The organism is Paenibacillus sp. ACRRY (assembly GCF_022346995.1).
Taxonomy (GTDB): Bacteria; Bacillota; Bacilli; order Paenibacillales; family Paenibacillaceae; genus Paenibacillus.
Window position 1 is genome coordinate 326111 of sequence record NZ_JAKRNM010000004.1, and the last position, 25043, is coordinate 351153.

21 protein-coding genes and 1 riboswitch are annotated in these 25043 nt (G+C 48.0%); of the genes, 17 read left to right on the plus strand and 4 right to left on the minus strand.

From position 1 onward, the window contains the following. Positions 1-146 precede the first annotated feature (146 nt). A riboswitch (cyclic di-GMP riboswitch) is annotated at positions 147-230 on the plus strand. Positions 231-245: 15 nt separating this feature from the next. The 5 genes from MH144_RS17415 to MH144_RS17435 all read left to right on the plus strand — a co-directional run bounded on the left by MH144_RS17415 (position 246) and on the right by MH144_RS17435 (position 5836). Next, the gene (locus tag MH144_RS17415) at positions 246-1055 is read left to right on the plus strand and encodes a transglutaminase-like domain-containing protein (protein WP_239302549.1); all 810 of its coding nucleotides are present in this window, start codon (positions 246-248) and stop codon (positions 1053-1055) included. Positions 1056-1303: 248 nt separating this feature from the next. After that, entirely contained in the window at positions 1304-3073 is a 1770-nt protein-coding gene (locus tag MH144_RS17420; protein WP_239302550.1) for an ABC transporter ATP-binding protein, read from the plus strand. Further along, on the plus strand, positions 3054-4895 hold the full coding sequence (locus MH144_RS17425; protein WP_239302551.1) for an ABC transporter ATP-binding protein: 1842 nt from the start codon (positions 3054-3056) through the stop codon (positions 4893-4895). Before MH144_RS17420 ends, MH144_RS17425 begins: the two co-directional genes overlap by 20 nt. Positions 4896-5156: 261 nt before the next feature. Then, a complete protein-coding gene (locus MH144_RS17430) occupies positions 5157-5471 on the plus strand; it encodes a hypothetical protein (protein WP_239302552.1) in 315 nt (104 codons plus the stop codon). Between the two features lie 53 nt (positions 5472-5524). Beyond that, positions 5525-5836 carry a hypothetical protein gene (locus tag MH144_RS17435; protein WP_239302553.1) on the plus strand — a complete coding sequence of 104 codons (312 nt, stop codon included), beginning with the start codon at positions 5525-5527 and terminating at the stop codon, positions 5834-5836. Positions 5837-5888: 52 nt separating this feature from the next. Here MH144_RS17435 and MH144_RS17440 read toward each other — a convergent pair whose 3' ends face one another. Further along, positions 5889-7493, minus strand: a complete 1605-nt coding sequence (locus tag MH144_RS17440) for a bifunctional metallophosphatase/5'-nucleotidase (RefSeq protein ID WP_239302554.1) — start codon at positions 7491-7493, stop codon at positions 5889-5891. Between the two features lie 252 nt (positions 7494-7745). Between MH144_RS17440 and MH144_RS17445 the strand changes: the two genes are divergently transcribed. The 5 genes from MH144_RS17445 to MH144_RS17465 all read left to right on the plus strand — a co-directional run bounded on the left by MH144_RS17445 (position 7746) and on the right by MH144_RS17465 (position 11949). After that, the gene (locus MH144_RS17445) at positions 7746-8732 is read left to right on the plus strand and encodes a phosphate/phosphite/phosphonate ABC transporter substrate-binding protein (protein WP_183522456.1); all 987 of its coding nucleotides are present in this window, start codon (positions 7746-7748) and stop codon (positions 8730-8732) included. Positions 8733-8909: 177 nt separating this feature from the next. After that, the gene (gene phnC, locus MH144_RS17450) at positions 8910-9707 is read left to right on the plus strand and encodes a phosphonate ABC transporter ATP-binding protein (RefSeq protein WP_239302555.1); all 798 of its coding nucleotides are present in this window, start codon (positions 8910-8912) and stop codon (positions 9705-9707) included. Continuing rightward, the gene (gene phnE / locus MH144_RS17455) at positions 9704-10558 is read left to right on the plus strand and encodes a phosphonate ABC transporter, permease protein PhnE (protein ID WP_239302556.1); all 855 of its coding nucleotides are present in this window, start codon (positions 9704-9706) and stop codon (positions 10556-10558) included. The genes phnC and phnE (MH144_RS17455) overlap by 4 nt, the downstream gene beginning before the upstream one ends. Continuing rightward, on the plus strand, positions 10555-11361 hold the full coding sequence (gene phnE / locus MH144_RS17460; protein ID WP_183522458.1) for a phosphonate ABC transporter, permease protein PhnE: 807 nt from the start codon (positions 10555-10557) through the stop codon (positions 11359-11361). Before phnE (MH144_RS17455) ends, phnE (MH144_RS17460) begins: the two co-directional genes overlap by 4 nt. A 171-nt stretch (positions 11362-11532) precedes the next feature. Then, complete coding sequence (locus MH144_RS17465) at positions 11533-11949, plus strand: hypothetical protein (protein WP_239302557.1); 417 nt, start codon at positions 11533-11535, stop codon at positions 11947-11949. A gap of 101 nt (positions 11950-12050) precedes the next feature. On the opposite strand, the gene MH144_RS17470 is transcribed toward MH144_RS17465, so the two are convergent. Together MH144_RS17470 and MH144_RS17475 are read right to left on the minus strand one after the other, a co-directional pair. Beyond that, entirely contained in the window at positions 12051-14855 is a 2805-nt protein-coding gene (locus MH144_RS17470) for a chitinase N-terminal domain-containing protein (RefSeq protein WP_481857370.1), read from the minus strand. A gap of 205 nt (positions 14856-15060) precedes the next feature. After that, positions 15061-15537 carry an RNA polymerase sigma factor gene (locus MH144_RS17475; protein ID WP_239302558.1) on the minus strand — a complete coding sequence of 159 codons (477 nt, stop codon included), beginning with the start codon at positions 15535-15537 and terminating at the stop codon, positions 15061-15063. A gap of 580 nt (positions 15538-16117) precedes the next feature. Here MH144_RS17475 and MH144_RS17480 point away from each other — a divergent pair. Next, complete coding sequence (locus MH144_RS17480) at positions 16118-18460, plus strand: rhamnogalacturonan lyase (protein ID WP_239302731.1); 2343 nt, start codon at positions 16118-16120, stop codon at positions 18458-18460. Positions 18461-18638: 178 nt separating this feature from the next. Here MH144_RS17480 and MH144_RS17485 read toward each other — a convergent pair whose 3' ends face one another. After that, positions 18639-19247 carry a histidine phosphatase family protein gene (locus MH144_RS17485; RefSeq protein ID WP_239302559.1) on the minus strand — a complete coding sequence of 203 codons (609 nt, stop codon included), beginning with the start codon at positions 19245-19247 and terminating at the stop codon, positions 18639-18641. Between the two features lie 179 nt (positions 19248-19426). Here MH144_RS17485 and MH144_RS17490 point away from each other — a divergent pair, with 179 nt between their 5' ends. The 6 genes from MH144_RS17490 (at position 19427) to MH144_RS17515 (ending at position 25031) form a co-directional block, all read left to right on the plus strand. Further along, positions 19427-20437 carry an AraC family transcriptional regulator gene (locus MH144_RS17490; protein WP_239302560.1) on the plus strand — a complete coding sequence of 337 codons (1011 nt, stop codon included), beginning with the start codon at positions 19427-19429 and terminating at the stop codon, positions 20435-20437. A 188-nt stretch (positions 20438-20625) separates the two neighbouring features. Further along, positions 20626-22131, plus strand: a complete 1506-nt coding sequence (gene melA, locus MH144_RS17495) for an alpha-glucosidase/alpha-galactosidase (RefSeq protein WP_239302561.1) — start codon at positions 20626-20628, stop codon at positions 22129-22131. A 394-nt stretch (positions 22132-22525) separates the two neighbouring features. Then, positions 22526-22885 carry a PadR family transcriptional regulator gene (locus MH144_RS17500; RefSeq protein WP_239302562.1) on the plus strand — a complete coding sequence of 120 codons (360 nt, stop codon included), beginning with the start codon at positions 22526-22528 and terminating at the stop codon, positions 22883-22885. After that, on the plus strand, positions 22882-23574 hold the full coding sequence (locus MH144_RS17505) for a permease prefix domain 1-containing protein (protein ID WP_239302563.1): 693 nt from the start codon (positions 22882-22884) through the stop codon (positions 23572-23574). Before MH144_RS17500 ends, MH144_RS17505 begins: the two co-directional genes overlap by 4 nt. Beyond that, a complete protein-coding gene (locus MH144_RS17510) occupies positions 23571-24128 on the plus strand; it encodes a DUF4825 domain-containing protein (RefSeq protein ID WP_239302564.1) in 558 nt (185 codons plus the stop codon). Before MH144_RS17505 ends, MH144_RS17510 begins: the two co-directional genes overlap by 4 nt. Before the next feature lie 132 nt (positions 24129-24260). Beyond that, positions 24261-25031: an amino acid ABC transporter substrate-binding protein gene (locus MH144_RS17515; protein WP_239302565.1), complete on the plus strand. Its 771-nt coding sequence runs from the start codon at positions 24261-24263 to the stop codon at positions 25029-25031. The last annotated feature ends 12 nt before the right edge of the window (positions 25032-25043 follow it).

Consider the following 25043-nt stretch of genomic DNA (forward strand, 5'->3'; position numbering starts at 1 on the left):
TGTTTTTTTATATCGTTTGCAACTCATGGGCAGTTTGCAGACGCATAACGATACTCATACATTTTCAAATATAAAAATCTATTAAGCAGTCGGAATGAATTATCCGATATATACAATTAGGAAGTGAATGCTCCGACATGAACTTCAACCGATAAAGGCAAACCTGTCGAAAGGCAGCGACGCAAAGCCAAAGGGCCTTCCGCATCATGCGTGGCAGCCTGGCTACCGAAGGGAGTTAACCAGTCATGCGCAAGCTCATGACGATGCTAATTATTATTGTTGTTTTCACCGGACATCTCTTGAGTGCAGGCAGTGCTTATGCAGAGCTGGAGAATTGGTTGGATATATCGGATGTAAATAAAGGAATTGTTCATGTAACTTATGAAGTGAAGCCGCAGATCAAAACCAAGCTTCAGGTACAAAGAGGGCAGAATGGTTATACATACAATCTGAACTCAGGCCAAAATAGAGAAGGTTTCCCGCTGCAGATGGGAGATGGCACATACACCATTACTTTGCTAGAGCAAACCAGCGGTAAGCAGTATCAGGTGATTAGGCAGGAAACAGTAAAACTGCAGATGGCCGATTCCAATCGCGTGTATCTGAATTCCATTCAAAATGTGAACTGGTCAAACTCCAAACAGGCAGCTGCCAAAGCCAAGGAGCTGACCAAAGGCAAAAAAACGGATACCGAGAAAGTTCAAGCTATCTATAATTATGTAATCAGCACCGTGAGCTATGATAAACAGCTGGCAGTCAGCCTTCCTGGGGACGGGTATTTGCCAGACATGGATGGTACAATCGCTTCAAGAAAAGCCATATGTTATGGCTACTCATCCCTATTTGCCGGGATGGTGCGCAGTGTGGGCATTCCCGCCAAGCTCGATATGGGAACCAGCGCATATGTGAACACCTACCATGCATGGAATGAAGTCTATCTCAATCATAAATGGGTGACCATCGATACTACCGTAGATGCAGCTTGGCATAAAAGCAAAACGGCATATACCATGATCAAGGATTCTTCCAAATATAAAGTGGCTAAAGTATACTAGTCACACTCCAAAGCCTGGGCCGTTGCCCAGGTTTTTTGTCCTGGATAGATATCCTCTTGTCCATTTCAGGTTAATAATGAGAAGGAAAGAAGATATTAACGATTCCAACCTGCAAAATGAGATATAATAATCGTATTGGGTACGTGAAATTTTACATAGAGTTAACGAAAGAGACTAACGGAGCTGGCTGCGTAGACACAAAAAAATGAGTCACGGTAATCTAGCGCTCCGGTGCCGGAGGAATGGTAATGATCAAGCTGTTGTACTACTTGAAGAAGTATCGGGTTGCCGCGATCGCTGCACTGGTCATGATGCTGATTGAACTCGCGGTGGAACTTGCTCAGCCTTACCTGATCTCCAAAATCATTGACAACGGAATACAGCAAGGAGATCTGTCTGTGGTTTGGTTGTGGGGTGGCGTGCTTGTAGGCAGTGCCATTGTGGCCTTTGTTGCCGGCATCGCCAGTTCGTTTTTTGCATCACATGCGAGCCTGGGGTTCGGATACGACTTGCGGGAGAAGCTGTATGATAAAGTGCAAGCGTTCTCTTACGCCGTATTTAACCGCTTTGCCACGTCCTCGCTGATTACCCGATTAACCGGGGATGTGACCCAGGTACAGGATACGGTATTCATGAGTCTGCGGTTCATGACACGTGTGCCACTAGTGGTTATCGGAAGCATGATTATGGCCGTTGTCGTGAATCTAAGGCTGGGATTGCTGCTCGTGGTGATGGTGCCTGTGCTGCTCGTATTTGTTATCTGGATGATCAAAAAGGCCGCGCTGCTGTTCCGCAATGTGCAGCGCAGACTGGATGCCGTCAACGGTGTCATCCAGGAAAATCTGACAGGCATTCGGCTGATCCGTGTCTTCGTCCGGATGGGCCATGAGATCGAGCGCTTTGCCGGATTCAGCGGCAAGCTGATGAAGGGTACGATCTCCGCGCTGCGCCTGACGGAAACTACAATGCCATTCATGCTGCTCATGATGAATGGCTGCATCATCGCCGTGCTCTGGTTTGGACGGCGTGACATCTCGACCGGCAGTGCAAGCGTCGGTGAAGTGGTCGCGGTCATCAATTATCTGCTCCGCACCATAGGGGCCATGTCTGCCTTGTCCTGGATTCTGGTGACCTTCTCCAGAGCCAGTGCTTCAGCGCAGCGAATCAACGAAGTTTTTGATACAGAGGATCCATCGGAGGCTGCTCAGAAGTCAGTTGTAGTTCAAGACCAGGCAGCTGGAAAGCAGGAGCGAGCTAACGCTGTTCAAGGTGCAGTTGAATTCCGAAATGTAGGCTTCAGCTATCCGAATAGTGATATTACGGTCCTGGAGGATATTACGTTCTCTGCCAAGCGAGGCGAGCGCATCGCCATTATGGGTGCGACAGGATCAGGTAAATCCTCACTCGTCCAACTGATTCCAAGGTTGTATACCGAGGATCAGGGCAAAGTGTTCATTGATGGTAGGGATGCAGACCAACTGCCAATACCTACATTGCGCGGTGCAATCGGTTACGTGCCGCAGGAAGTGGTTCTCTTCACGGGTTCTGTGCGGGATAACATAGCCTGGGGACGGGAGGACGCGACGCTGGAAGAGATCAAGGAAGCCGCGAAGCGGGCTCAGATTCACGACACGATTGAGAAGCTTCCGAATGGATATGATACGCAGCTGGGTCAGCGCGGGGTTAACTTGTCCGGTGGCCAGAAGCAGCGCCTGTCCATTGCACGCGCATTGATCAGACGCCCGAGTATTCTGATTTTGGATGACAGCACCAGTGCACTCGATGTGGCAACGGAAGCGAGGCTGCTGGACGCACTGGAAGAGCTATCATGTACAACCTTTATAATTACACAGAAGATCAGCTCAACGACCTCTGCGGATCTGATTCTGCTGCTGGACGATGGGCGCCTGATTGGGCAGGGAAAACATGAAGACCTGATGGATTCGTCCGAGCTGTATCGCCGAATCTACGGATCACAATACGGGGAGGGTACGCCGCATGTTCAAAGCGTTCATTGAACCTTTCCGTCAGCCACCGCCGCCACTGGATCCCGAAACGCTAAAAGCAGGTGGAGGTCGCAAGCCGAAGGCACGGGCGAAGAACTGGTCTGGTACACTGGGCCGGATCTGGACTTACCTGGCCCGCCGCAAAGTGAAGCTGACGCTGGTACTGCTAATGGTGTTTGCCAGTTCCGCACTGGCGTTGCTTGGTCCTTACATGGTCGGCGTGGCTGTGGACAATTATATGGATGGAGAAGCGACAAGCTCCAGCTGGATGACGTTTTTGTTGGGACTCGCAGCAGTATATGTGCTGTTCTCGCTGACATCCTGGCTGCAAAATATATGGATGATTGAAATCGCGCAGGAGACCATTTTCCGGATGCGTTACGATCTGTTCTCCCATCTGCACAAGCTGCCGATTCCATTCTTCGGCAAACGTCAGCAGGGGGAGATTATGAGCCGTGTCACCAATGACATCGAGAATGTCAGCGGTACGCTGAACAGCTCGGCCATTCAGATTTTTTCCAGTGTGTTGACACTGCTCGGAACGTTTGGCGTGATGCTCTGGTTAAGTCCATTGCTGACCTTGCTGACATTTATCGTTGTACCGCTGATGGCGATTGGCATGCGCTGGATTACACGCCGAACCGGACCGCTTTTCAAAGAACGTCAGCGTAATCTGGGTGAACTTAACGGTTATATTGAGGAGACTTTGTCTGGACAACGAATCATTAAGGCCTTCTCCCAGGAGGAGCGAGTCGTTCGCGGATTCGAAGAGCGGAATACCCGAATCCGGGTATCCGGTTTTTGGGCGCAGACCATTTCGGGTTTTATCCCCAAACTGATGAATGGATTGAACAACCTGAGCTTTGCTATCGTTGCAGGGATCGGAGGTATTTTGGCCATCCAGGGTACGGTTACCGTTGGGGTCATTATCATCTTTGTGGAATACGCTCGTCAGTTCACTCGTCCGCTGAATGACCTGGCGAACCAGTGGAATACGCTATTGTCCGCGATTGCAGGGGCGGAGCGGGTGTTCGAAGTGTTGGACGAGGATGAAGAAGCGAAGGATGAAGGAGCTGCGGTTTCTCTGAGCAAGGTGGAAGGAGCCGTGCGCTTTGATCGGGTTTCCTTCGGATATGATGAGGGACGCAACATTTTGCATGAGATCAGCTTCGAGGCGAAACCGGGTGAGATGATTGCCCTGGTAGGGCCCACGGGGGCAGGGAAAACAACCTTGATTCAGTTATTGTCACGCTTCTATGATCCGACAGCAGGAATGTTGACGGTGGATGGACGAGACATTACGACCATTCGGCGTGAAAACTTGCGTTCCCACATGGCTTTTGTTCTTCAGGATTCATTTCTGTTCCAAGGGACCATTCGGGAAAATATTCGTTTTGGCCGTCTGGATGCAACAGACGAAGAAGTGGAAGAAGCTTCGAGACTGGCCAATGCTCACTCATTCATTATGCGCATGAAGGATGGGTATGATAAAGTGCTGCAGGCTGACGGAAGCGGTATTAGTCAGGGGCAGAAGCAGCTGCTTGCCATTGCCCGGGCCATTTTGGCTGATCCGTCCATACTGGTATTGGATGAGGCGACCAGCAGCATTGATACCGTTACGGAGATCAAAATTCAGGAGGGTTTACAGCGGCTGATGCAGGGGCGTACCAGCTTCGTCATTGCCCACAGGCTGAACACCATCCGGCAGGCAGACCGGATTCTGGTGCTGAAGGATGGGCAGCTGTTGGAACAAGGCTCTCATGATGTGCTGTTGGAGCAGGGCGGCTTTTACAGTGAACTGTATTACAGCCAGCTGCGCAAGAAAGCGCAATAGTAGTCTGTGAGTCAGGGGATCATTGTTATTAGATTTTATTGTTAAGCAAAAGAGCAGGGATGAGGGCATGAAGCCCTTTATTTCCTGCTCTTTTCCGATTTGATGATGGCGTGGAAAGTGCTTTGTCCTTATCTAGTTTAGGGAGGAGAATGGAACCCTGGTAGTGAGGATTGTATTGAAATTGCTGGAAAATATAACCGTGACGATATGTCATCTTAAGGATATACTGGAACGAGATGTGTTTCAGGAGGTTCTTGTTGGATGAAAAATGCAAAAGTCGCTTACTCGCTCTTCTTTTTCAATGCGGTCTATCTAATCACTTTGCTTGGATACCCGGTGGTGCTGATGCTTTGTGTGTTTACGTTTGATGCGCCGACTTCACATGACTATGTATCGAACTATATAACGGTCTATATTATGGCCTCATATCCGGTTGCTGTTCTCTTGTCACTCAGCTGCTGGATTTTTTATCATGTACGCAAATTCAAATGGGCCCTGGTTATCGGTAATTTATTGTTGTTCTGGGTTGCGGCAATCATATTAGTCGGTATTGCCTCCAGTTTTGTTTCGTTTTAGATGGAAAAGTAGAATCGATGGAATGAGATCGTGTTTCCGGGAGGTCCCTAATCGTGAAAAATCGTACCGTGGCATACTGGCTTTTATCCATTAATGCGATCAATTTAATTACACTGGTAGCCTATCCTTATATGTTAATCATCAGTTTCTATATGTTCGCCAGCAGCAATACAGGTGATTATATATTGGAGTACATTGCCGCAGGGGTACTGGCTACGTATCCAGTTCCCGTCCTTGCATCGTTCACTTGCTGGGCATTCTATAATAACTATAAGTTCAAAGCTGCATTAATGATGGCAAATTTGATACTGGTTTGGGTGGCGGTCCTGCTGCTTGCTGCGCTTGCTTCCACCCTGATCGTTTAAAAGCAATTAGAAAAGGCAGAACCTTCATACGCGAAGGTTCTGCCTTTTTAGACTATCCGCCGATTACACTCCAATTATTCGCTTGCTCCACCTCTAGAGGTTGATGTCTGCGAATATAATCCTCCACTAGTGCCGCCATATCGGTGGCGCCTTCATGCAGCACCTTTTTGCCGGGATACATGGCGTAATCTCCACCACCTGCTGCACGGTAACTGTTCATCACAACAGAGTACTTATCCTCCATTTCAAGCGGTTTACCTTCACGTTCCAGTCTAACCACTCGGCTCCCCACAGGCTTCGATATATCCAGCTTGTATTCGAGGCCTGCCCACATATCATAGTTGTAATGCTGCGGTTTCGGGGTCATGTAGACCGGATTGACCACCACTTCACCGGAAGCGTTCAATTCAAAATAACGTGCCGTTTGCTCCAGCGCATCCCGAATGTCCTGACCGCTCAGCTCCAATACAGTCAATGTGTTGGGGTAGATAAAATTGGATAACACATCCCGAACTGTAATTTTCGACCCGAAGCCGCGAGATTCTTCACTGAGCAGTGCCGTATTGGAAATCTCAGCTCCGGTCGCTTCCATCTGTACCTGATGTACAAAGGCGATAAAGGGATGTGCCGAGAGCCGCAGGGCCGTAACATCGTGGATCGTCAAGTCCCCGGCTACTTCGCCGATTGGCTGATCGAGCCATGCCTGAGCTGCGGCCTCCAGGTCTTCCGTAAGGTCCATGACAACAGCATCCGGCTGTACATCGCTGTGCTCATCCAGAAGCAGCAAACGTGCTTCTTTTCCTGTAATCTTCCACGTTCCGTCTGAATGCTGTGCTAACTGAACGGATACATGTCCTGCACCATTTCCGCTGAAGCCCGGCTGTATAACAGTCACGCCATGAATTTCGGCGGTAAGCTGGCGATGCTGATGCCCCGTGAGGAGTACATCAATGCCTTTGATGTCACGGCAGATGGCATAGCCCTGATTTTCTCCGGTTAACCGTTCGGCAGGCTCGCCGCTCTCCAGATCACACTCGAATCCGCCATGATAACTGACCACCATTACGTCTGGTTGCTCGTGCTCGCGAATGTAACCAACCCATTTTCGAATGGTCTCCAATGCGTCAAGGAACTGTAAACCTTCGATATTCTTCGGATGCTCCCAGTTCGGAATATAGTGAGTGGTTGCACCAAGCAGGGCAACTTTAACACCAGAAGCTAATGTCTTGATGAGGTAAGGAGGACCATACGCTGGTACATCCGGCTGTTCGCTGCTTACAATATTGGCGGATAACCATGGGAATGTGGAGGCTTCAACGGCTCCGCGCAGCAATTCCTGACCATAGTTAAACTCGTGATTGCCCATTACAGCAGCATCATAGCCCAGTTCATTCAGAACAGTGATGAAGGGATGAACATGGCTATCCGCATCCAAGGATGCTGCATAGGAGGCCAAAGGAGAGCCTTGCAGCAAATCTCCGTTATCCACCATCATTAATTCCGGTGACCGTTCACGTTCCTTGCGAATCAGCGAAGCGAGCAGAGCTAATCCTGCCGGACGGAATGCATTGGTATTGTAATGAATGGGACGGATGGCCCCGTGAAGATCACTGGTAAACAGGATGTCGAAATTAGACGTGCGGGTTATGGATGTCATTTTACAATCTCCTCTAATATATAAATATGAATATATGGAATCACAGGCTGTTTTGCCAATGATTAATGAGTGAAGATCAGCCTCTGTACCTATATCTTCAACCATAATGAGCCTATTCTAACAGATGAAAGTTCGTCTGACAGCCTGACAGGAAACTTTACAAAACTCCAAATTTCGTTTCACATCGCGCAAATATTTGCCAATTATAGTAGACAAGTATTGAAAAATAGAAACTCTTTGGAGGGTGTTCGCTTGAAGAAGTCCGCTTTATTTTTACCATTGTTGATTTTGGTTCTGTTTCTAAGTGCTTGTGGGTCTAGCAGTACAACGGGTTCGGCTAACGAGACGAATTCGAGTTCCAATGCTTCCGGTGCATCTACTGAAACGGCAGAAACAGACAAAGAAGCCGAAGGGTATGTACCAACTGAGTTGACTGTACAGTTCGTTCCATCCCAGAATGCAGACACGCTTGAAGCCAAAGCAAAACCGCTTGAGAAGTTGCTGGGCGACAAACTGGGTATTCCGGTAAAAGTCAGCGTATCCACTGACTACAACACAATTATCGAAGCGATGGCTTCCAATAAAGTAGACGTGGGCTTCCTGCCACCAACGGCTTATGTACTGGCAAAAGAAAAAGGTGCAGCACAAGTTATTCTGCAGGCACAACGTTTTGGCGTTAATGATGAGACAGGTGCTCCAACGGAAGAACTGGCTGATTCCTATAAATCCATGTTTATCGTGAAAAAAGATTCGCCGATTCAATCCATTGAAGAACTGAAAGGCAAAAAGATTGCATACCAAAACGTAACTTCTTCCGCAGGTTATGTATGGCCTGCAGGTTTGCTGCTCGATAGAGGCATTGATCCATTGAAAGATGTAACTCCTGTAACGGTAAAAGGTCATGACCAAGGTGTTATTGCTGTACTGAACGGTGACGTTGATGCAGCAGCCATTTTCCAAGATGCACGTAACACAGTTTCCAAAGACTACCCAACGGTATTCGAAGATACACGTGTACTGGCGTTCACAGAGCCGATTCCTAACGATACGATCGCTGTACGTACAGACATGAATGCTGACTGGACAAGCAAAATCAAACAGGCGTTCATCGACATCGGTACAGATCCGGAAGGTCATGAAATCATCAAAGAAATCTATACGCATGAAGGTTATGTAGAGTCCGATGACAGCAAGTTTGAAATCGTTCGTCAATACGGCGAAAAAGTAAAAACCGAGTAGTCTTTGTTACAAGTAGACATTTGAAATATGTAGATGGTGTCATTCGTTTCTAATGGATGTTACAGATGTATTCGCAGTGCGGACAGGCCAGTTCAGCGTGATATACGCTGCGCTGGCTTGTCCCGTTACTGCCAGGCAACGAAATAGAACTCTATTAATGAAAGAAGGATTAATGTCATGATTGAGCTTCGCAACGTAACCAAAACGTACGCCAACGGCACCAAAGGCCTGGATAATATTAACCTTACCTTTGAACAAGGTGAATTTATTGCTGTAGTAGGTTTGTCCGGTGCAGGTAAATCCACGCTGCTGCGTTCCATTAATCGTCTCCATGATATAAGCGACGGAGAAATTTTGATTAACGGCAGTTCCATCACGAAGGCACAGGGCAAGAGATTACGCATGATTCGCCGGGATATCGGCATGATCTTCCAGAGCTTTAACCTGGTTAAACGCTCCAGTGTCCTCCGTAACGTTCTGGCGGGCCGCGTCGGTTATCATTCCACGATGCGTACCATATTGGGCCGTTTTCCCAAAAAAGATACGGAACTTGCATTCGAAGCGCTCGAACGCGTGAACATTGCGGAGAAGGCTTATTCCCGTGCAGATCAGCTGTCCGGCGGACAGCAGCAGCGGGTGGCCATTGCCCGCGTACTTGCACAGGAAGCGAAAATCATTCTGGCAGACGAACCGGTTGCCTCCCTGGATCCACTTACAACCAAGCAAGTGATGGATGACTTGAAACGCATTAATCAGGATCTTGGCATTACCACGATCGTTAACCTTCACTTTATTGATCTGGCAAGGGAGTATGCAACACGTATTGTCGGTTTGCGTGCAGGTGAAGTGGTGTTTGACGGTCCTGTGGAAGAGGCGACAGATGAGCGTTTTGCGGAGATCTATGGCAGACCGATTCTCGCAGACGAGTTGTTGGACAAACAGGCTGTAACCGAGCAGGGAGAAGTACTGGTATGAAGGGGCAGTCTGGCGCTTCACTTCATACACCACTGACGGGAGCAGGGAAGGAGCCTGGATCCGGACCTGGACAGGTCGTCAATCGTCCCAAACCACCCGGCCGCACCAAACATCTGCTCACGCTAGTTATCATCTTGCTGTTGTTGTGGGCCAGTGCCAAACAGACCGATGCGAGCTTCGGCGAACTGTTTGGAGGATTCCCCGAAATGTGGAAATTGCTAAAGGAAATGTTTCCACCTCGGTGGACTTACTTTGACAACATTGTTCAGGGCATGCTGGAGACCATTCGTATGGCTTTGATTGGCACCACCATCGGCGCAATTATTGCCATTCCGGTTTCGATTATCTGTGCAGGCAACCTGATGCCAAGCCGCTGGATTTACTATCCAGCCCGGTTTGTACTGAATCTGATTCGTACTGTGCCTGATCTGCTACTCGCTGCACTGTTTGTTGCTGTATTCGGTCTCGGCCCGATCCCGGGTATTCTGGCACTTGCCGTATTCTCCGTTGGACTGATTGCTAAGCTGACCTATGAAACGCTGGAAACGATTGATCAGGGACCACTGGAAGCGATGACGGCTGTTGGCATGAACCGGATTCAATTGATCGTATATGGTGTGGTACCACAACTGGCTGCCCAGTTTACGTCCTATGTTCTGTATGCCTTTGAAATCAATGTACGTGCGGCTGCTATCCTTGGATTGGTAGGTGCAGGCGGTATTGGTCTGTACTATGAAGCAACACTTGGATTCCTGGAGTACGACAAAACGAGCGTGATCATTCTCTTTACCCTTGTTATTGTTCTGATCATTGATTATGTAAGTACTAAGCTGCGGGAGAAATTGTTATGATGAAAAATGAAACGAGCGTCATCCGGCGCAAACCTCGGAAGAACCCGCTTCGCTGGGTCATTGTGTTACTGCTCATCCTGGTGTATGCCTGGGCACTGGCAGGCGTACCGTTTACTGGCCTCAAGGAAACAGCTGGACAGATTATGAAGGCGATTATTGCCGGGATTTTCTCACCTGACTGGGACTTTGTCTATTTGCCGGAAGGTGAAGATTTGCTGCGAGGATTGTTGGATACGCTAGCGATCTCGATCCTGGGAACCGTTATCTCGGCTGTACTGTGTATTCCGTTTGCTTTCTGGTCTGCCAGAAACATGAGCCGCTTCCGCGGCATATCGGGTGCAGGGAAAATGGTGCTGAGCTTCATCCGTACCTTCCCCGAGATCATTATGGCATTGCTGTTTATCAAGGCTGTAGGACCGGGTTCCTTCGCGGGTGTACTTGCACTTGGACTGCATTCCATCGGGATGCTGGGTAAACTGTTCGCGGATGAAGTGGAAAATATCGATTATGGTCCTTCAGAAGCGTTGCTCGCTTCGGGAGCAACTCGTATGCAGCAGCTGTGGTTTGCCGTGCTGCCGCAAGTATTGCCTGGATTCCTCAACTATACGTTGTATCGCTTCGAGATTAACGTTCGTTCTGCGACCATTCTGGGTGTCATTGGGGCAGGGGGAATTGGTACACCGCTGATCTTCGCACTCGGCACGCGGAACTGGCCGCGAGTAGGGATTATCCTGCTGGGGATCATCGTGATGATCACAATCATTGACCTGATCTCGGGGTATATCCGGAAGAAGCTGGTGTAGCTAATCGTAGAATTCTTGATTTATTGGTCTATAAGAGGCTATCACGTGTTGAAATATAAATGCACGGGTAGTCTTTTTTTGTTTTAACTAAATCTTTGATTCCAATGATCCCTTTAGGTTTGCAACATTTGGAGTTCATTCTCGTTTCTATATTTAAAAAGTGGTGAAACTATGAGATCGGCCATCTTCGTAGGCGTTGTTGTCTTGCTGGCCATATGTATAGGCTGTAGAGGGCATGAAAGGCTTATTGTTGAGGATGATTTTCTGGAACATTTTATAACTTCACTTGAAGAACAGGGATTAAAAGTTGAGCCGATGGAGCCTTCAACGAGTATAGACATGCAGGGCAAAGTTCCATTTCAGATGAGCATTTCTCAGAACGGAGAGGATCGTGATACTGTATTTGTTTATTTCTTGAATTCGGTCAATCAGACGAAGCAGGCACTTGAACAAGCAAGCTTCACAATAACCTCTTTAACAAAGATCGGTAAATACCAAAAAAATAATGTAATCGTTATTCACTATGCACTGGATGGTAATTTGGGGAAGTATGATTCTCATATTCATGAAGCGATAAATACAGATTAGCTCAGTAAAAGTCAGCACAACATGCATAAATAAAATAAAAAACCGAAACCATGTTGCCCGGCATTGAGGCAGCGGTTGGTTTCGGTTTATTTTGTAATCTCTTAGCTAGCCAAAGGCAGTGCTTTGGTAACTTGAACCGTAATCGTTTCGGTGCTTGTCACACCAGCTGAATTCACCAGCTCAGCACGGTACGTGTATGTTCCGTTGGCACGACCGGACAGGTCTGTTGCCGCGCTTTGAGCAGAAGGTGTTGCAGCTTTCAAGGCTTGAGTATCAATCAATACATCATTTTCATAGAGGCGATACTCTGTTGCATTTGTACCCCACCAGAGGTTCATCGTTACTTTGTAGTTGCCATCTCCATCCCAGTTGTCCTGGGAGAGGACTGCTTTGCCTGGAGCAGCATTGGCAACTTGAACCGTCAATACTTCACTGCGAGTGGAACCGCTGGAGTTCGTCAACTCAGCCACATACGTATAAGTACCGTTGGCTTTGCCAGTAATCGTGGTTTTGGCCGATTGTGCTTGCGGAGAAGCACTGGTCAGCGTTTGCGAATCGATCAACACGCCGTCTTCGTACAATTTGTAGCTTGTTGCGTTTTCACCCCACCAGAGGTTCATGCTAACAGTATAGGATCCTTCAAGGAGACCATTGGTATGGCCATTATTGGAGGAAAGCACGGGTTTACCCGGTGCACCCGCCGAAGGAATCGAAGGCTCTTCACCGCCGCCTTCTTCCTCGGCAGCAGCAAAATCATTCAGGTTTCTTGGTTTCAATTGATATACATCCTTGAAGATGGCAGCCACACCGGTAACATTGATCTTGTCACCTGCTGCGTAAGGGAAGCTCGATTCAGTTACCCCTGTCCGTGTATCGACACGTACATGAGTGCTTGTCCCGTCAGCTGCAACTGCGTCGAATTCAAACGATCCAACAGGTGTTGCGCTGACAATGTTTTCAACCGTTACGTCTTTCAGTTGGATCAATTGTCCCTGATTGTTATCCGTTACTGTCGATGCTTCAACAGGAGCCGGGATATCAGCTGTTCCTGTTTTCTCGATGGCAACAATATCAGTCAGTTCGAACTCGGAGTTATACAGCGCCGTAGCTGCTGTAACCTTAACCATGTCTCCGGCATGGAAACCGCTTGTGCTTTGGAAAACATACAGTCCGCCTGTTTCATCCTGCAAGTAGAAGGATTGTCCGCCAAATGCGCCTGGCTCTGTAGTCACAACGCCTTCAACGGTTACCGTTGTTCCGGCTGTTTTGGCACGTGCTTCAGCAATGGTGATTGCTGCAGGAATCGGTCCTTCTTCCTCCGGAAGCTGCTCGGCTGGAACATTGCTGATCGTGACAGCACTCGTGATCAGGTTGCTGCCGTTCAGGCGAAGACGCAAGTTCGCGGCACCGGAAGTTCCTGGCTTGATGCGAACGTTCAGATCCTTGATTGCCCGGCCTTTGCTATCGGAAGTTACGCTGAACGTGGAGCTGTAGCCATAGGAAGTCGGCCAAGTGCCGTTCTCATTCTGAATCATCGCTACTTGAGTTCCGCCAGTCAGATAAATTCCTGCACTGTACCCGGATACAGTCGTGTTGGCAGGCATGTTTTCCACGACAACGCGGACCTGGAAGTCCTCTGCGTTAGGCAGTGTATCCTGTTTTACGAAGCTGTAGGAAGCATTAGCGCTGGAAGCAGGTCCGCCATAAGAACCTGGTTTGAAGGTGGAGCTGTCATACCATTTGTATCCTGCAGCTGGTGCAGCCCAAGGTTCAGCCTGTGGCTCGGTGGAAGCGGCTGGTTCTTCGAATGCCAGCAATGCAGTTGGATTATCGAGTTCCAAACCGTTTACCTGGGTAAAATCGGTATAGTTTTCTTGCGTAGCGAGCCAGTTTACTGTGTTGACGAGCAGCGCAGCATCATCGGCTTCTTTGAAACCATCATAGGTTGTTTTGCGTGCACCCGTCTCTTCACGCAAATATTTAGGTGACGCATCTTCTACTGGGGAGGAGTCTCCGATGAAGGCTGCTTTACCCGCACCCAGCTTGGATACAGCTACGTAAGGACCTTCTTCGATTCCGCCGCCGTTGTAGACGCCTTGATCGACTGCATTATTCCATTTTGCATTGGTTTTTGGCAGGTAGACGATACCTTTTGCTTTTTCCGGATCGGTAATAGCGAGGGTGGAACCGGCATGCATGGCTACAGCCGATACCCCTTCAGTGATCCCGAAGGCTTGATCTGCCGGTACAATGATATTGGCATCGATATCGCCAAGTGCGTTATAGCGGAATCGTACGCCAAAGTTATCGGACAACCAGTCCGTACTGGTTACATTTTGCATGGCTGCAGAGTTACGTTCCTCTGTGCTCATACCTTTAGCTGGGTCTTCGTATGCTCCACGACGGTAGCCGTTAATGACTTCAGAGCCATCCCAGCGGTTTTTGTTGCGGTCGGCATTATAGTGATCTCCGACGAAGAAGATACTGCCGCCAGATTCAACATACTGCTTCAGCGCAGCTTGTTCTGATGTTTTGAAAGGAATTTGGGGTTCTGCAATAACAAATACGTTATACTCCTTGAGATCATCATAGGTAAATGGAGTTGTTTTTCGAAGTTCCTTCACGTAGTACCCGTCATTTGCGAGTGCATTACCGAAGTCCGAGAATCCGCCATCAATAACCCAGTCTGCAGCTCCAGCTGTCTGACCATGCGAGTTGTCGAACAATACCTTTTTGCCGGCATTTTCGTTCACAACTTTTGCCTGGATGAACGGTGCCGGATCCGTTGGTCCCTCTGCGTGAACAGCAGCATTCCCATTCCATAATCCGACCTGAAGCGGTAAAGCCATAGACAATGCAAGGAGTGATTTTAACCATACTCCACGCATGCTTGTCAATTTACCCAACCAAATCCCTCCCAAATATTAGTTGATTCATAAGTTCGTCCATATTCTATCACACCAAAATCTCACATAGTCATAACAATTTGTAAAAAATTCCTCGAGTTTTGTAAAATTGATCCATAAGTCATACGTCAAAATGAGAATATACGATAAAAGCTTACATCCTCTGTTTATTTTTGCTCTTGCATAATCTGAAAAAAGCCATCTCTTAGGAGATGACTTTGGCACGTATGCGATTCACGGCATGGAATACCGAAGATTTGATCATGCCTTCACTGCGATTGACGAGCTGAGCGGTTTCCTTGATGCTGTATCCATGAACGACGCGCAGCTCCAGAATTCTGCGATGTTCTGGATTACTGACGACAGAGAAGAGATCGTTGACACTCTCGGTGATCTCCAGTTCGGATATGTCACAGTGGTACGTTGGCACGTCAAGCCTGCTATCCCGCTTCATGGTTCTCGTTCGTTTGCGGAAGGTGTCCAGAGCGAGGTTGTATGCAATCTTTTTGAGATAGTAGAGCAGTCGATCTTCAGGGATGTCTGCGTGAACGTTCATGAGCCGAATGAAACATTCCTGCGTCAGATCTTCCGCATCTTGAGGCTGTCTAACGATATGGGATAAGTACCGAGTGATATCCGATTTATAGTTAACATATGCGTTGTTAATGGTTGTGCTGTTCATGTGATGGGGGTCTCCTTTGGTTACCGTCTGCATATCCGTTCCGGTTTGTGCTATTCGATTGTCAGTATAGCGAGAGGATGTTTCCAAACGCGCTAAACTTGTATCTAACTTGTAACAATTGGAGCTTAGCGACCTACGCTGCCCGCATCAAGATTGAGACCACCAATCTTAAAATGAGACTTCGATGGACATGTGAAAGGTAGTGGAGGAGACGAAGTCGATTCTGGACTTTTTTGAAATGAGTCTCAATAAAACACTGAATATTGATCGTTTTGAACGGATATTTGCCTATGTCATAGTGGAAAGGATGTCTATAATAGTACCCGTTGGGCGGGAATGCTTGCTCTGAATTGAATGAGGAATGGAAGGAGGACAGTGCTCTGGAAGTCGATTAAGTGGTTGTTCGACTTTATTTATGTAAGCGCAATCATTATGTTGTGGCGACCTGTTCTGTTCAAAATTAAGATAAGCATCACCTATTCTGTCTCAAGGAGAGTGAAGGTTGATGAATTCCAAAACAACAGTAAGGGTACATAAGGAAGAGTTTCCACGTGTACAGACCAATCGCCGGAAGGTACGTATGCCGCTTGCGGCCAAGGTGTTATCCTCGGCACTCAGCGTAGCCTTGCTTATTGCGGGAACCGCGGGGACAAGCGGAGCAGCGGCTTCCAATGGCAGCAGTGCAGCAGAGGCTAGCCTTCAATCACACAAGGGGGGCGGTTCATTGAAAGAGATTCAGCTCGAATATTTGGATCGGGGGCTGGTGGCAGCATCCACGTCCGAAGGTGTTTTTCTAAGCTGGAGGTTACTTGGGGATGAGGCAACGGGGTACAGCGACAAAGGGCTGACAGGCACGAACTTCAACGTATACCGCGACGGCAAGAAGATTGCTACCGTTACGGACAGTACGAACTATATCGATCCCGCAGGAAAATCGTCTTCCCGCTATGAAGTGGCCGCTGTTAACAGCAAGGGAAAGGAAAGCAAGCGCAGCAGCTCCGTTAAGCCGTGGGCGAATGGCTATATGGATATTCCACTGCAAAAACCCGCTGATGGGGTTACACCTGCTGGCGAAGCCTACACGTACTCCGCGAATGACATGAGCGTAGGTGATGTGGACGGAGACGGCCAATATGAGTTTTTCGTCAAATGGGACCCTTCCAACGCCAAGGATGTATCTCAAAAAGGCTACACCGGTAAAACGTACGTCGATTGCTACACCTTGGACGGCCAGTTGTTGTACCGGATTGATCTCGGGGTCAACATCCGTGCGGGTGCTCACTATACACAGATGCTGGTTTATGATTTTGATGGAGATGGCAAGGCAGAATTGATGTTCAAGACCGCTCCGGGAACCAAGATTATCAAATATAACAAAAAAGGAAAAGTGACGTCTGAGAAGTACATCACTCTGCCGAAAGAAGACCGCAAAGCAGGGTACTCCAACGAAGATGACTATCGTTTAAGTGCTGACGGTTATTATGATCATGTGGTCGACATGTTCAAAAACTGGCACAAACACGAGGAAGTTGTGAAGGGGAACTGGCCTGCTACGCTGGAGGAGGCTTTTGGCATAGAGAAGAAGTATGCCTATCCATTGTCCCAGCAGGATGCCGAGAGCCTGGCTGATTACTTCATCGATGTCTATGCGCCAAGCCGCAGTGACAAGAACGAGCTGCGCAAATTCGAAGGTTTTATCGTAGATGGACCTGAGTATGTGACCGTGTTTGAAGGAGAATCTGGCAAAGAGCTCGAGACCATTCCTTACGAGCCGGAGCGCCATGATGATGGTCTGATGTGGGGCGATTATGCCATGGCACGGATCGAGCCGGGTAACCGGGTGGATCGTTTCCTGGCAGGAGTGGCGTATCTGGATGGCAAGAAGCCATCTGCTGTCTTTGCACGTGGGTACTATACACGCTCGACGATGGTTGCTTATAACTGGGACGGCAAAAAGCTCAAACGCGAATGGAAAGTGGACAGTGGCTGGACTCCGATGAAAAATCCGTTCAACGATGGACCACACGGTGTAGATGGCACAGATCCGGAGTACGGCTCCATTACAACTCAAGGTGCTCATTATTTCAGTGTGGCTGATGTTGATGGAGATGGTAAGCAGGAGATTATCTACGGTTCAGCTACGATTGATCATGACGGCAGTGTGCTGTACAGCTCAACGGATCTGATGCCTGCTGAAAGTGCCGCACCGGGAACGATTGCCCGCCTGGGTCATGGGGATGCACTGCATGTGGCAGATATTGATCCGGATCGTCCAGGACTTGAAATCTTCATGGTACATGAAGGCGGTCCGTGGGCTCCATATGGATATTCCTTGCGGGATGCCAAAACGGGAGAAGTGATCTATGGCGGCTATACAGGGAAAGATACCGGACGCGGGATGGTTGGAGATGTAGATCCAACTCGTAGAGGCTTGGAGACATGGGCTGTAGGATTGTGGACAGCCAGTGGGGAGAAAATAAGTGATAAGGCGCCGGGCACCAATATGAATATTCGCTGGGCAGCAGATATGACGACTCAGATCGTGGACGGGGCGATTGATGTTACCCCAACCATCAAGGATTGGAATCGCGGTACACTGCTGACAGCTACAGGCACATTAACCAACAATTACACCAAAGGCACGCCTTCTCTGGTGGCCGATATCTTCGGGGATTGGCGGGAAGAGATGTTGGTGAGAACTGAGGACAGCTCGGCCATCCGCATCTATCTGAGTACGGAGAAGACAGACCGGAAGCTGTACACGCTGATGCATGACGCCATGTACCGCTTGGGTATTGCCGGACAGAACAGCGGTTACAACCAGCCTTCCTACCCGTCCTTCTACATGGCATCGGATATCGACTGGTCGAAGGTAACGCTGCCCAAGTTCTCTACTCCCCAATCAGGTAAGGGTGGAAAATGATTAGGCTCAGGATAATGAAAAAAGGTTTCTAATTATAAAATAGCTCTGGAATATCCCAATGTGTTTCAACACATGCAGGGTTCCAGAGCTTTTTTACGCAAGAATAAGAGTAAGAATGAGAACTGGATCGAAAACTCATCCAATCGAGGGGCGCTATAGCAGCGCTATATCATTATCTTCATGTCAAATGTTCTATGGACGCGAATGCTTCAATCCTGCAGTTTCCTTTATCAAAGATTAGCTTGGTTATGGAACATTCGGGAATAAGACGGTTTTGTACAGATTTAAAATCAGGATGCCAGACGTCAAGCTCCCGCTCATTGAACGTTTGAACCAGGAAATCAGTAATAAGTCCGCCATGGGTAACCACGATGATGTTACGGTTTGCCGGCTCTTCATTGTGCAATTCGGCCAGTAGGGAGGCCAGACGTTGACCCGCTTTTTTGGCCGAGTCACCCACAGGCGGGATGTAATCCGGATCAGACGTACATTGCTCCCACATCGCAATAAATTCTTCAAAGGTCTGATCAGGGCAATCGCCCCAATTGGCACGCTCTCGCAAGCGGGAATCTTCGGTTATAGGACAACGAGTGTACAAGGCAATCCTTTCGGCGGTTTCTTTTGCTCTTTGAAGGGGACTGGTAACGATTTTGGAGATGGGAAAGGCAGCCCGGGCCATATGCCTTGCTGTGGACTCGGCTTGTATGATCCCTTCAGGAGTAAGGGAGACATCACCGCTACGCCTTTCTTTTAAACCGTGTCTCACGAGATAGAAGATGGTACTCATCATACTCGACCTCCTTATATGATGGGAAATAGGTGTGTAATCAATTAGATGGTTAGCTAATTATATAATTATCTAATCACAATAAGCAAATCTATTTGAAGTAATGGAGTTTAAAACCACCTTGCAGAATTGCTACAATGGGGAAAAGTGAGGATCGCTGCATCAATGGAGGTATGGACATGAGCACGAAACGCTTTACGGGAAGCCTGTTTCAGGAGGAGCTGCGAACGGAGGACTGTGGGCCGCGATTCTATGCGTACTATTATAAGCAATGGGACAACTACAGCATGGCCTACCACAATCATGATTCGACTGAGATTATGTATATCATTTCGGGGATGTGCAGGGTGGATGTGCAGAAGCCGGATGGGGGTTCGGAGCAGGCTGTATTGAAAAAGGGACAGTTTATTCTGCTGGATGCCAATGTGCCGCACCGTTTGCTGGTTGAGGATGGTGTTCCTTGCCGGATGTTAAATGTGGAGTTTGGATTTGCCGGCTCGGCGCCGGGACAACCCTCCATACGCCAGCTGGCTCACGAAGAAGAGGAAGTCGAGACCTTTTTAACGCAGAGTTCGCCTTACATGGTACTGCCTGACCCGGAAGAGGTATACCACATTATGAAAAGCCTCGTACTGGAGCTGGATCAACGTGGCCTCATGGATCACGGCGGGTCTGCTATCCAGGTGCGAATCATTCCTTCTGATGAACGGTCACATCATCGCGAAGCCAGGAATCTCAAGTCACCGGAACAGGGAACGCTGGTGCGTACACTGTTTATCCAGCTGCTGGTCCGGGTTGCGCGGCTGCGTGGGGAGATGAGCCGGAGTGCGCCGGACCAGACGGAGCTATATGTTATACGAACCATTGAGTTCATGCATCACAACATGGATCGCAGCATTCAGATGAAGGATATCGCGGCAGCGGTCAATTTGCATCCCGGCTATCTGCATCGCATTTTTCGTCAGCACACCCAGCGGACCCCAACCGACTATCTTACGATGCTTCGAATGGAGAAGGCCAAGATGCTCCTGCAGCAGACCAATATCCCAATCTCGGAAATTTCGGAGTACGTGGGCGTGGGAAGTCGTCAGTATTTCCACATGTTATTCAAAAAATATACAAGCTGGACTCCGGTTGAATATCGGTCCATGATGGAGAGACATGTCAGCCAGTATCCACCAGAGGAATGAGTGGATTGTGTTATTTTTAGCCAAGGGAGAAGTATGCATTTGATAATAGAAGTTAGGATTTTTGACAACCTGATCTGGAACAGGTCATGATTTTGATAACGCTTCCTCATTTTCCGTTGATACAATGATCTCATGAAGTGAGGTCATTAACCGAAACGAATCATTTCGGATTACGGGAGGACATGCGAATGTCGTTTAAAGTGGCATTTATCGGGGCAGGAAGTATCGGTTTTACAAGGGGTTTGCTGCGGGATTTGTTGACGGTACCGGAGTTTAACAACATAGAGATTGCGTTCTGCGATATTAATCAGCAGAATCTGGACATGGTGACAGAGCTATGCCAGCGGGATATTCGTGAGAACGGACTCAATATTCAGATTCAGCCTACCACAGACCGAAAAGAGGCGCTTAAGGACGCGAAGTATGTACTGTGTACAATTCGTGTTGGAGGGCTGGAGGCATTCGCAACCGATGTGGATATTCCACTCAAATATGGGGTGGATCAATGTGTCGGCGATACGTTGTGTGCGGGAGGCATTATGTATGGGCAGCGCGGAATTGCCGAAATGCTGGACATCTGCAAGGATATTCGCGAACAGGGTGCACCGGACGTGCTGCTCCTGAATTACTCCAATCCAATGGCCATGCTAACATGGGCTTGCAATAAATATGGCGGCGTACGTACCATCGGATTGTGTCACGGTGTGCAGCATGGACATCACCAAATTGCGGAAGCATTCGGATTGAAGATGAATGAAGTGGATATTGTGTGCGCGGGTATCAACCATCAGACCTGGTACATCAAGGCATCTCACGAAGGCAAAGACCTTACAGGTGATTTGCTTGAAGCTTTTGAAAAACATCCGGAGTACAGTCGTACCGAGAAAGTCCGGATCGATATGCTGCGCCGCTTCGGTTACTACAGCACGGAATCGAACGGGCACCTTAGCGAATATGTGCCATGGTACCGCAAACGTCCAGAAGAGATTCAGGACTGGATTGATCTGGGCAACTGGATTAACGGAGAGACGGGCGGGTATTTACGCGTGTGTACAGAGGGTAGAAACTGGTTCGAGACGGATTTCCCCAATTGGATGAAGGATGAACCGATGCAATTTGTTCCGGAAAAACGTGGCGGAGAACATGGTTCATACATTATAGAAAGTCTGGAAACGGGACGTGTATATCGCGGTCACTTTAATACCATTAATAACGGCGTGATCTCCAACCTCCCGAATGATGCAATTATTGAAGCACCAGGATATGTGGATCGCAACGGCATCTCGATGCCGCATGTCGGTGATCTTCCACTGGGTCCAGCTGCGGTATGTAATGTGAGTATTTCGGTGCAACGGCTTGCGGTTGAAGCGGCTGTACACGGAGATGACAAGCTGCTTCGTCAAGCATTCATGATGGATCCGCTTGTTGGTGCCGTATGTAATCCAAAAGAAATTTGGCAAATGGTTGACGAAATGCTGGTTGCTCAGGCGCAGTGGCTGCCGCAATATGGTGAAGCCATTGCAGCCGCAGAAGCCAGACTTGCTGCCGGTGATCTTATTCCTACGAAGGAATATGAAGGTGCAGCACGTCTCAAGGTGAAAACGATCGAAGAGATGCAGCAGGATCGTGATGCAGCGAACAAAAATGCGGGTGAGTCCGATAAGGGGAAAGACCGCGAGAAAGTGCAGCAATAATCGTAAGATTCATCTGATCAGAAGATAAGTCGAATGTGAACCATGACAAGGCCCACTCCAATGTGTTGGAGGGGCCTTGTTTTTTTATTTTTTCTCCACGAGATGAACGGCAAAAGCAAATGAAGTATCCCCTGAGGAAACTTCATGTTGTATTGGTTAGTATTGCACCCGGACAATAGGAGCACAGATCCAAGCAGGATAAAGGTAGTCCACACTCTCGCTGAATTAATGAAGTTAATCTCAAACACCTCCCCAATATATTCCATACGAAAAGCAGGGGAGGAATGTTGCTCAGAAGAATGAGTATTTACATCACAACACATATTACCTTTACACACATAGTAATATGTCTTATAGTATACACAGGAAAGAAGAAAGTCGGTGAGTGGGGCAGATGGATGAGCAAGCCATTAACAGTGATTTAATTCGGGGTAACATTGACCCCATTATTCTAAGTGTACTTATACCGGAGGATAACTATGGATACAGCATTATCAAGGAGATCTACCGGAAGAGTGGAGAGCGGTTTGAACTCAAGGAACCTACGCTGTATTCCAGTCTGAAACGTCTAGAGAAGGGTGGTTATGTTGAATCCTATTGGGGGGGAGAGACACAGGGAGGACGGCGTAAATATTACCGGATTACCCTGGATGGACGTGAAATTTATAAGCAGCAGGTCCAAGCTTGGCAAGCAGCCAAATCGCTTATCGACTGTATGATTATTTCCGCTCAAGGAGGAGATGAAGGAATATGACAATGGAAGCTCGTATTACGCGCCATGTGAATCGTCTTTTTGAACAGGCACCGGACACCCAGGCCAATCGGGAATTAAAAGAAGAGATTCAGAGCAACCTTACGGCTAGAATTGAAGATTATGTTGAACAGGGAATGAATGAGGATCAGGCGTTTCAGAACGCAATTGAGCATGTAGCCGGCTTAGATGATATCTTTACCGGTAACCACCAGGTGCAGCGGGTTCCTTATTGGACGGCTGTTTTACAGTCAGCTCTGATCTACAGTTTGATTGCCTGGATTATTACGATTCCAATGAGGATACTTGTGGAAGGGAATGTATTAAACAACTTGCTCATGATTGTCAGCCTATTTGTTGGTGGAACGTATGTATTTTATATGTTGAAGAACAAAAATAATCATCAGGACAGGGAGGACATCACGGTTATTCGTACGCCACTTTTAATGCAGTGGGCGAGAAGATTATGGTGGATATGGGCTGGCTTCATCTTGGTGTTATGGGGAACACAGGCTGCAGTACGCTTTGGCAGCAACCTATGGTATAGCAGACCGATTCAGGTAGAAGGACCGTACCAGTTTGCTGTAATCGCAATTGCGTTTGCCATTCCCTTATTAAGCGTTATTATTCCTCTAGTCGTGCACAGAGCATATCGGATCGTTAGCAAGTATGAGGTGGGTGATGTGGTATGACGATAAAGAATAAATGGATTATAGCTCTCGTTGCGATTGGCGTCATTGGCTTCATTATTGTAGAAGGTATGGTTAATCCGAAATTGAAAGCCGAACAAGCGGAGTACGAAGCGGAGCAGCAGTATCCAATGACTCATGACTTTGCCGCATTGCAGAAATATCAAAGTCCATACATGGGGGATTTCTCCAATCTCAGTCATTTGAATCAGGCATTGCCTTTACATGATCAATTGAACGGGTACCAACTGTACCCGGAAACATTCACGGCTCAAGTCAACTACAGCCTGGATACGAGTGAGATGGAGGCGGAAGATCTTGAGCAAATACTCGTATATAATGCGACTGCCAATTTTGTGCTGATTGATAATCTCAAGCAGGTTGTATATCAGTTCGAGGATACCAGCCATGCATTAAGCCGTGAAGCAGCGCAGCAATGGGCAGGTACGGAATTGACACTACTTCAGGACCCTGTCCAATGGGATTCCGTGGTACGTTCGAAGCTGGAGAAACCAGCAAAAGTCCAAGAGGCGTTTTCACAAATTGTTGACAATTGAGCTGCATGAAAACTTAGGAAATAGGCAAGACACTCGACTCTTCTCCCATGCTATGTTATTATAAGTCTCTGATAACGTGGTAACGAACTAAAGCGTTTGGGTTTTGGTTACAGACATGGAGGGGTTCTAGAGATGAGAAAAAAAGCGATATTACTATTATTCATCAGCATATGCATGATCGTTGTAGCAGGTTGTTCCAGCTCGGGAAGCAAGGACGACAACTCCATTATTGTGGGGATTGATGACAAGTTCGCTCCAATGGGGTTCCGGGATGAACAAAATGAAATTGTAGGCTTCGATATTGATTACGCCAGAGCTGCAGCGGAGAAAATGGGTAAAGAAGTCACATTTCAGCCGATCGACTGGTCTTCCAAAGAATCAGAGCTGAACAGCGGCCGGATTGACATGATCTGGAACGGGTACACGATTACGGACGAGCGCAAGGAAAAAGTGCTGTTCACGAAGCCGTATTTGGAAAATAGTCAGGTTGCGATTACACTGGCCGATTCCCCAATTACGAAGCTGGATGAGCTGGATGGCAAAAATGTGGGATTGCAGGCTCTGTCCTCAGCGGCCGATGCACTCGCAGCCAGTCCTCTGAAGGATAAAGTGAATGCTTCCGAATTCAAGGATAACGTTCTTGCACTGACGGATCTGAAGACGAAACGTCTGGATGCGGTTATCATTGATGAAGTGGTGGCAAGATATTACATGTCGAAGGAAGAGGGAACTTTCAAATTGCTGGATGAATCCCTTGCACCGGAGCAATATGGTATTGGTATCAAAAAAGGCAACGAGGAATTGCTCGATCAGCTGCAAAAAGCACTGGATGAACTGAATGCAGACGGAACAGCTGCCGAGATCTCAACCAAGTGGTTGGGTGAAGACAAGGTGTTGAAATAGACAGGTTAGCGC

What these genes read in the sequence shown, in the direction of transcription:
- MH144_RS17415 (WP_239302549.1), top strand. Translation starts at nt 246, where the DNA reads ATGCGCAAGCTCATGACGATGCTAATTATTATTGTTGTTTTCACCGGA.
- MH144_RS17420 (WP_239302550.1), top strand. Translation starts at nt 1,304, where the DNA reads ATGATCAAGCTGTTGTACTACTTGAAGAAGTATCGGGTTGCCGCGATC.
- MH144_RS17425 (WP_239302551.1), top strand. Translation starts at nt 3,054, where the DNA reads ATGTTCAAAGCGTTCATTGAACCTTTCCGTCAGCCACCGCCGCCACTG.
- MH144_RS17430 (WP_239302552.1), top strand. Translation starts at nt 5,157, where the DNA reads ATGAAAAATGCAAAAGTCGCTTACTCGCTCTTCTTTTTCAATGCGGTC.
- MH144_RS17440 (WP_239302554.1), bottom strand. Translation starts at nt 7,493, where the DNA reads ATGACATCCATAACCCGCACGTCTAATTTCGACATCCTGTTTACCAGT.
- phnC (WP_239302555.1), top strand. Translation starts at nt 8,910, where the DNA reads ATGATTGAGCTTCGCAACGTAACCAAAACGTACGCCAACGGCACCAAA.
- phnE (WP_239302556.1), top strand. Translation starts at nt 9,704, where the DNA reads ATGAAGGGGCAGTCTGGCGCTTCACTTCATACACCACTGACGGGAGCA.
- phnE (WP_183522458.1), top strand. Translation starts at nt 10,555, where the DNA reads ATGATGAAAAATGAAACGAGCGTCATCCGGCGCAAACCTCGGAAGAAC.
- MH144_RS17465 (WP_239302557.1), top strand. Translation starts at nt 11,533, where the DNA reads ATGAGATCGGCCATCTTCGTAGGCGTTGTTGTCTTGCTGGCCATATGT.
- MH144_RS17475 (WP_239302558.1), bottom strand. Translation starts at nt 15,537, where the DNA reads ATGAACAGCACAACCATTAACAACGCATATGTTAACTATAAATCGGAT.
- MH144_RS17480 (WP_239302731.1), top strand. Translation starts at nt 16,118, where the DNA reads ATGCCGCTTGCGGCCAAGGTGTTATCCTCGGCACTCAGCGTAGCCTTG.
- MH144_RS17485 (WP_239302559.1), bottom strand. Translation starts at nt 19,247, where the DNA reads ATGAGTACCATCTTCTATCTCGTGAGACACGGTTTAAAAGAAAGGCGT.
- MH144_RS17490 (WP_239302560.1), top strand. Translation starts at nt 19,427, where the DNA reads ATGAGCACGAAACGCTTTACGGGAAGCCTGTTTCAGGAGGAGCTGCGA.
- melA (WP_239302561.1), top strand. Translation starts at nt 20,626, where the DNA reads ATGTCGTTTAAAGTGGCATTTATCGGGGCAGGAAGTATCGGTTTTACA.
- MH144_RS17500 (WP_239302562.1), top strand. Translation starts at nt 22,526, where the DNA reads ATGGATGAGCAAGCCATTAACAGTGATTTAATTCGGGGTAACATTGAC.
- MH144_RS17505 (WP_239302563.1), top strand. Translation starts at nt 22,882, where the DNA reads ATGACAATGGAAGCTCGTATTACGCGCCATGTGAATCGTCTTTTTGAA.
- MH144_RS17510 (WP_239302564.1), top strand. Translation starts at nt 23,571, where the DNA reads ATGACGATAAAGAATAAATGGATTATAGCTCTCGTTGCGATTGGCGTC.
- MH144_RS17515 (WP_239302565.1), top strand. Translation starts at nt 24,261, where the DNA reads ATGAGAAAAAAAGCGATATTACTATTATTCATCAGCATATGCATGATC.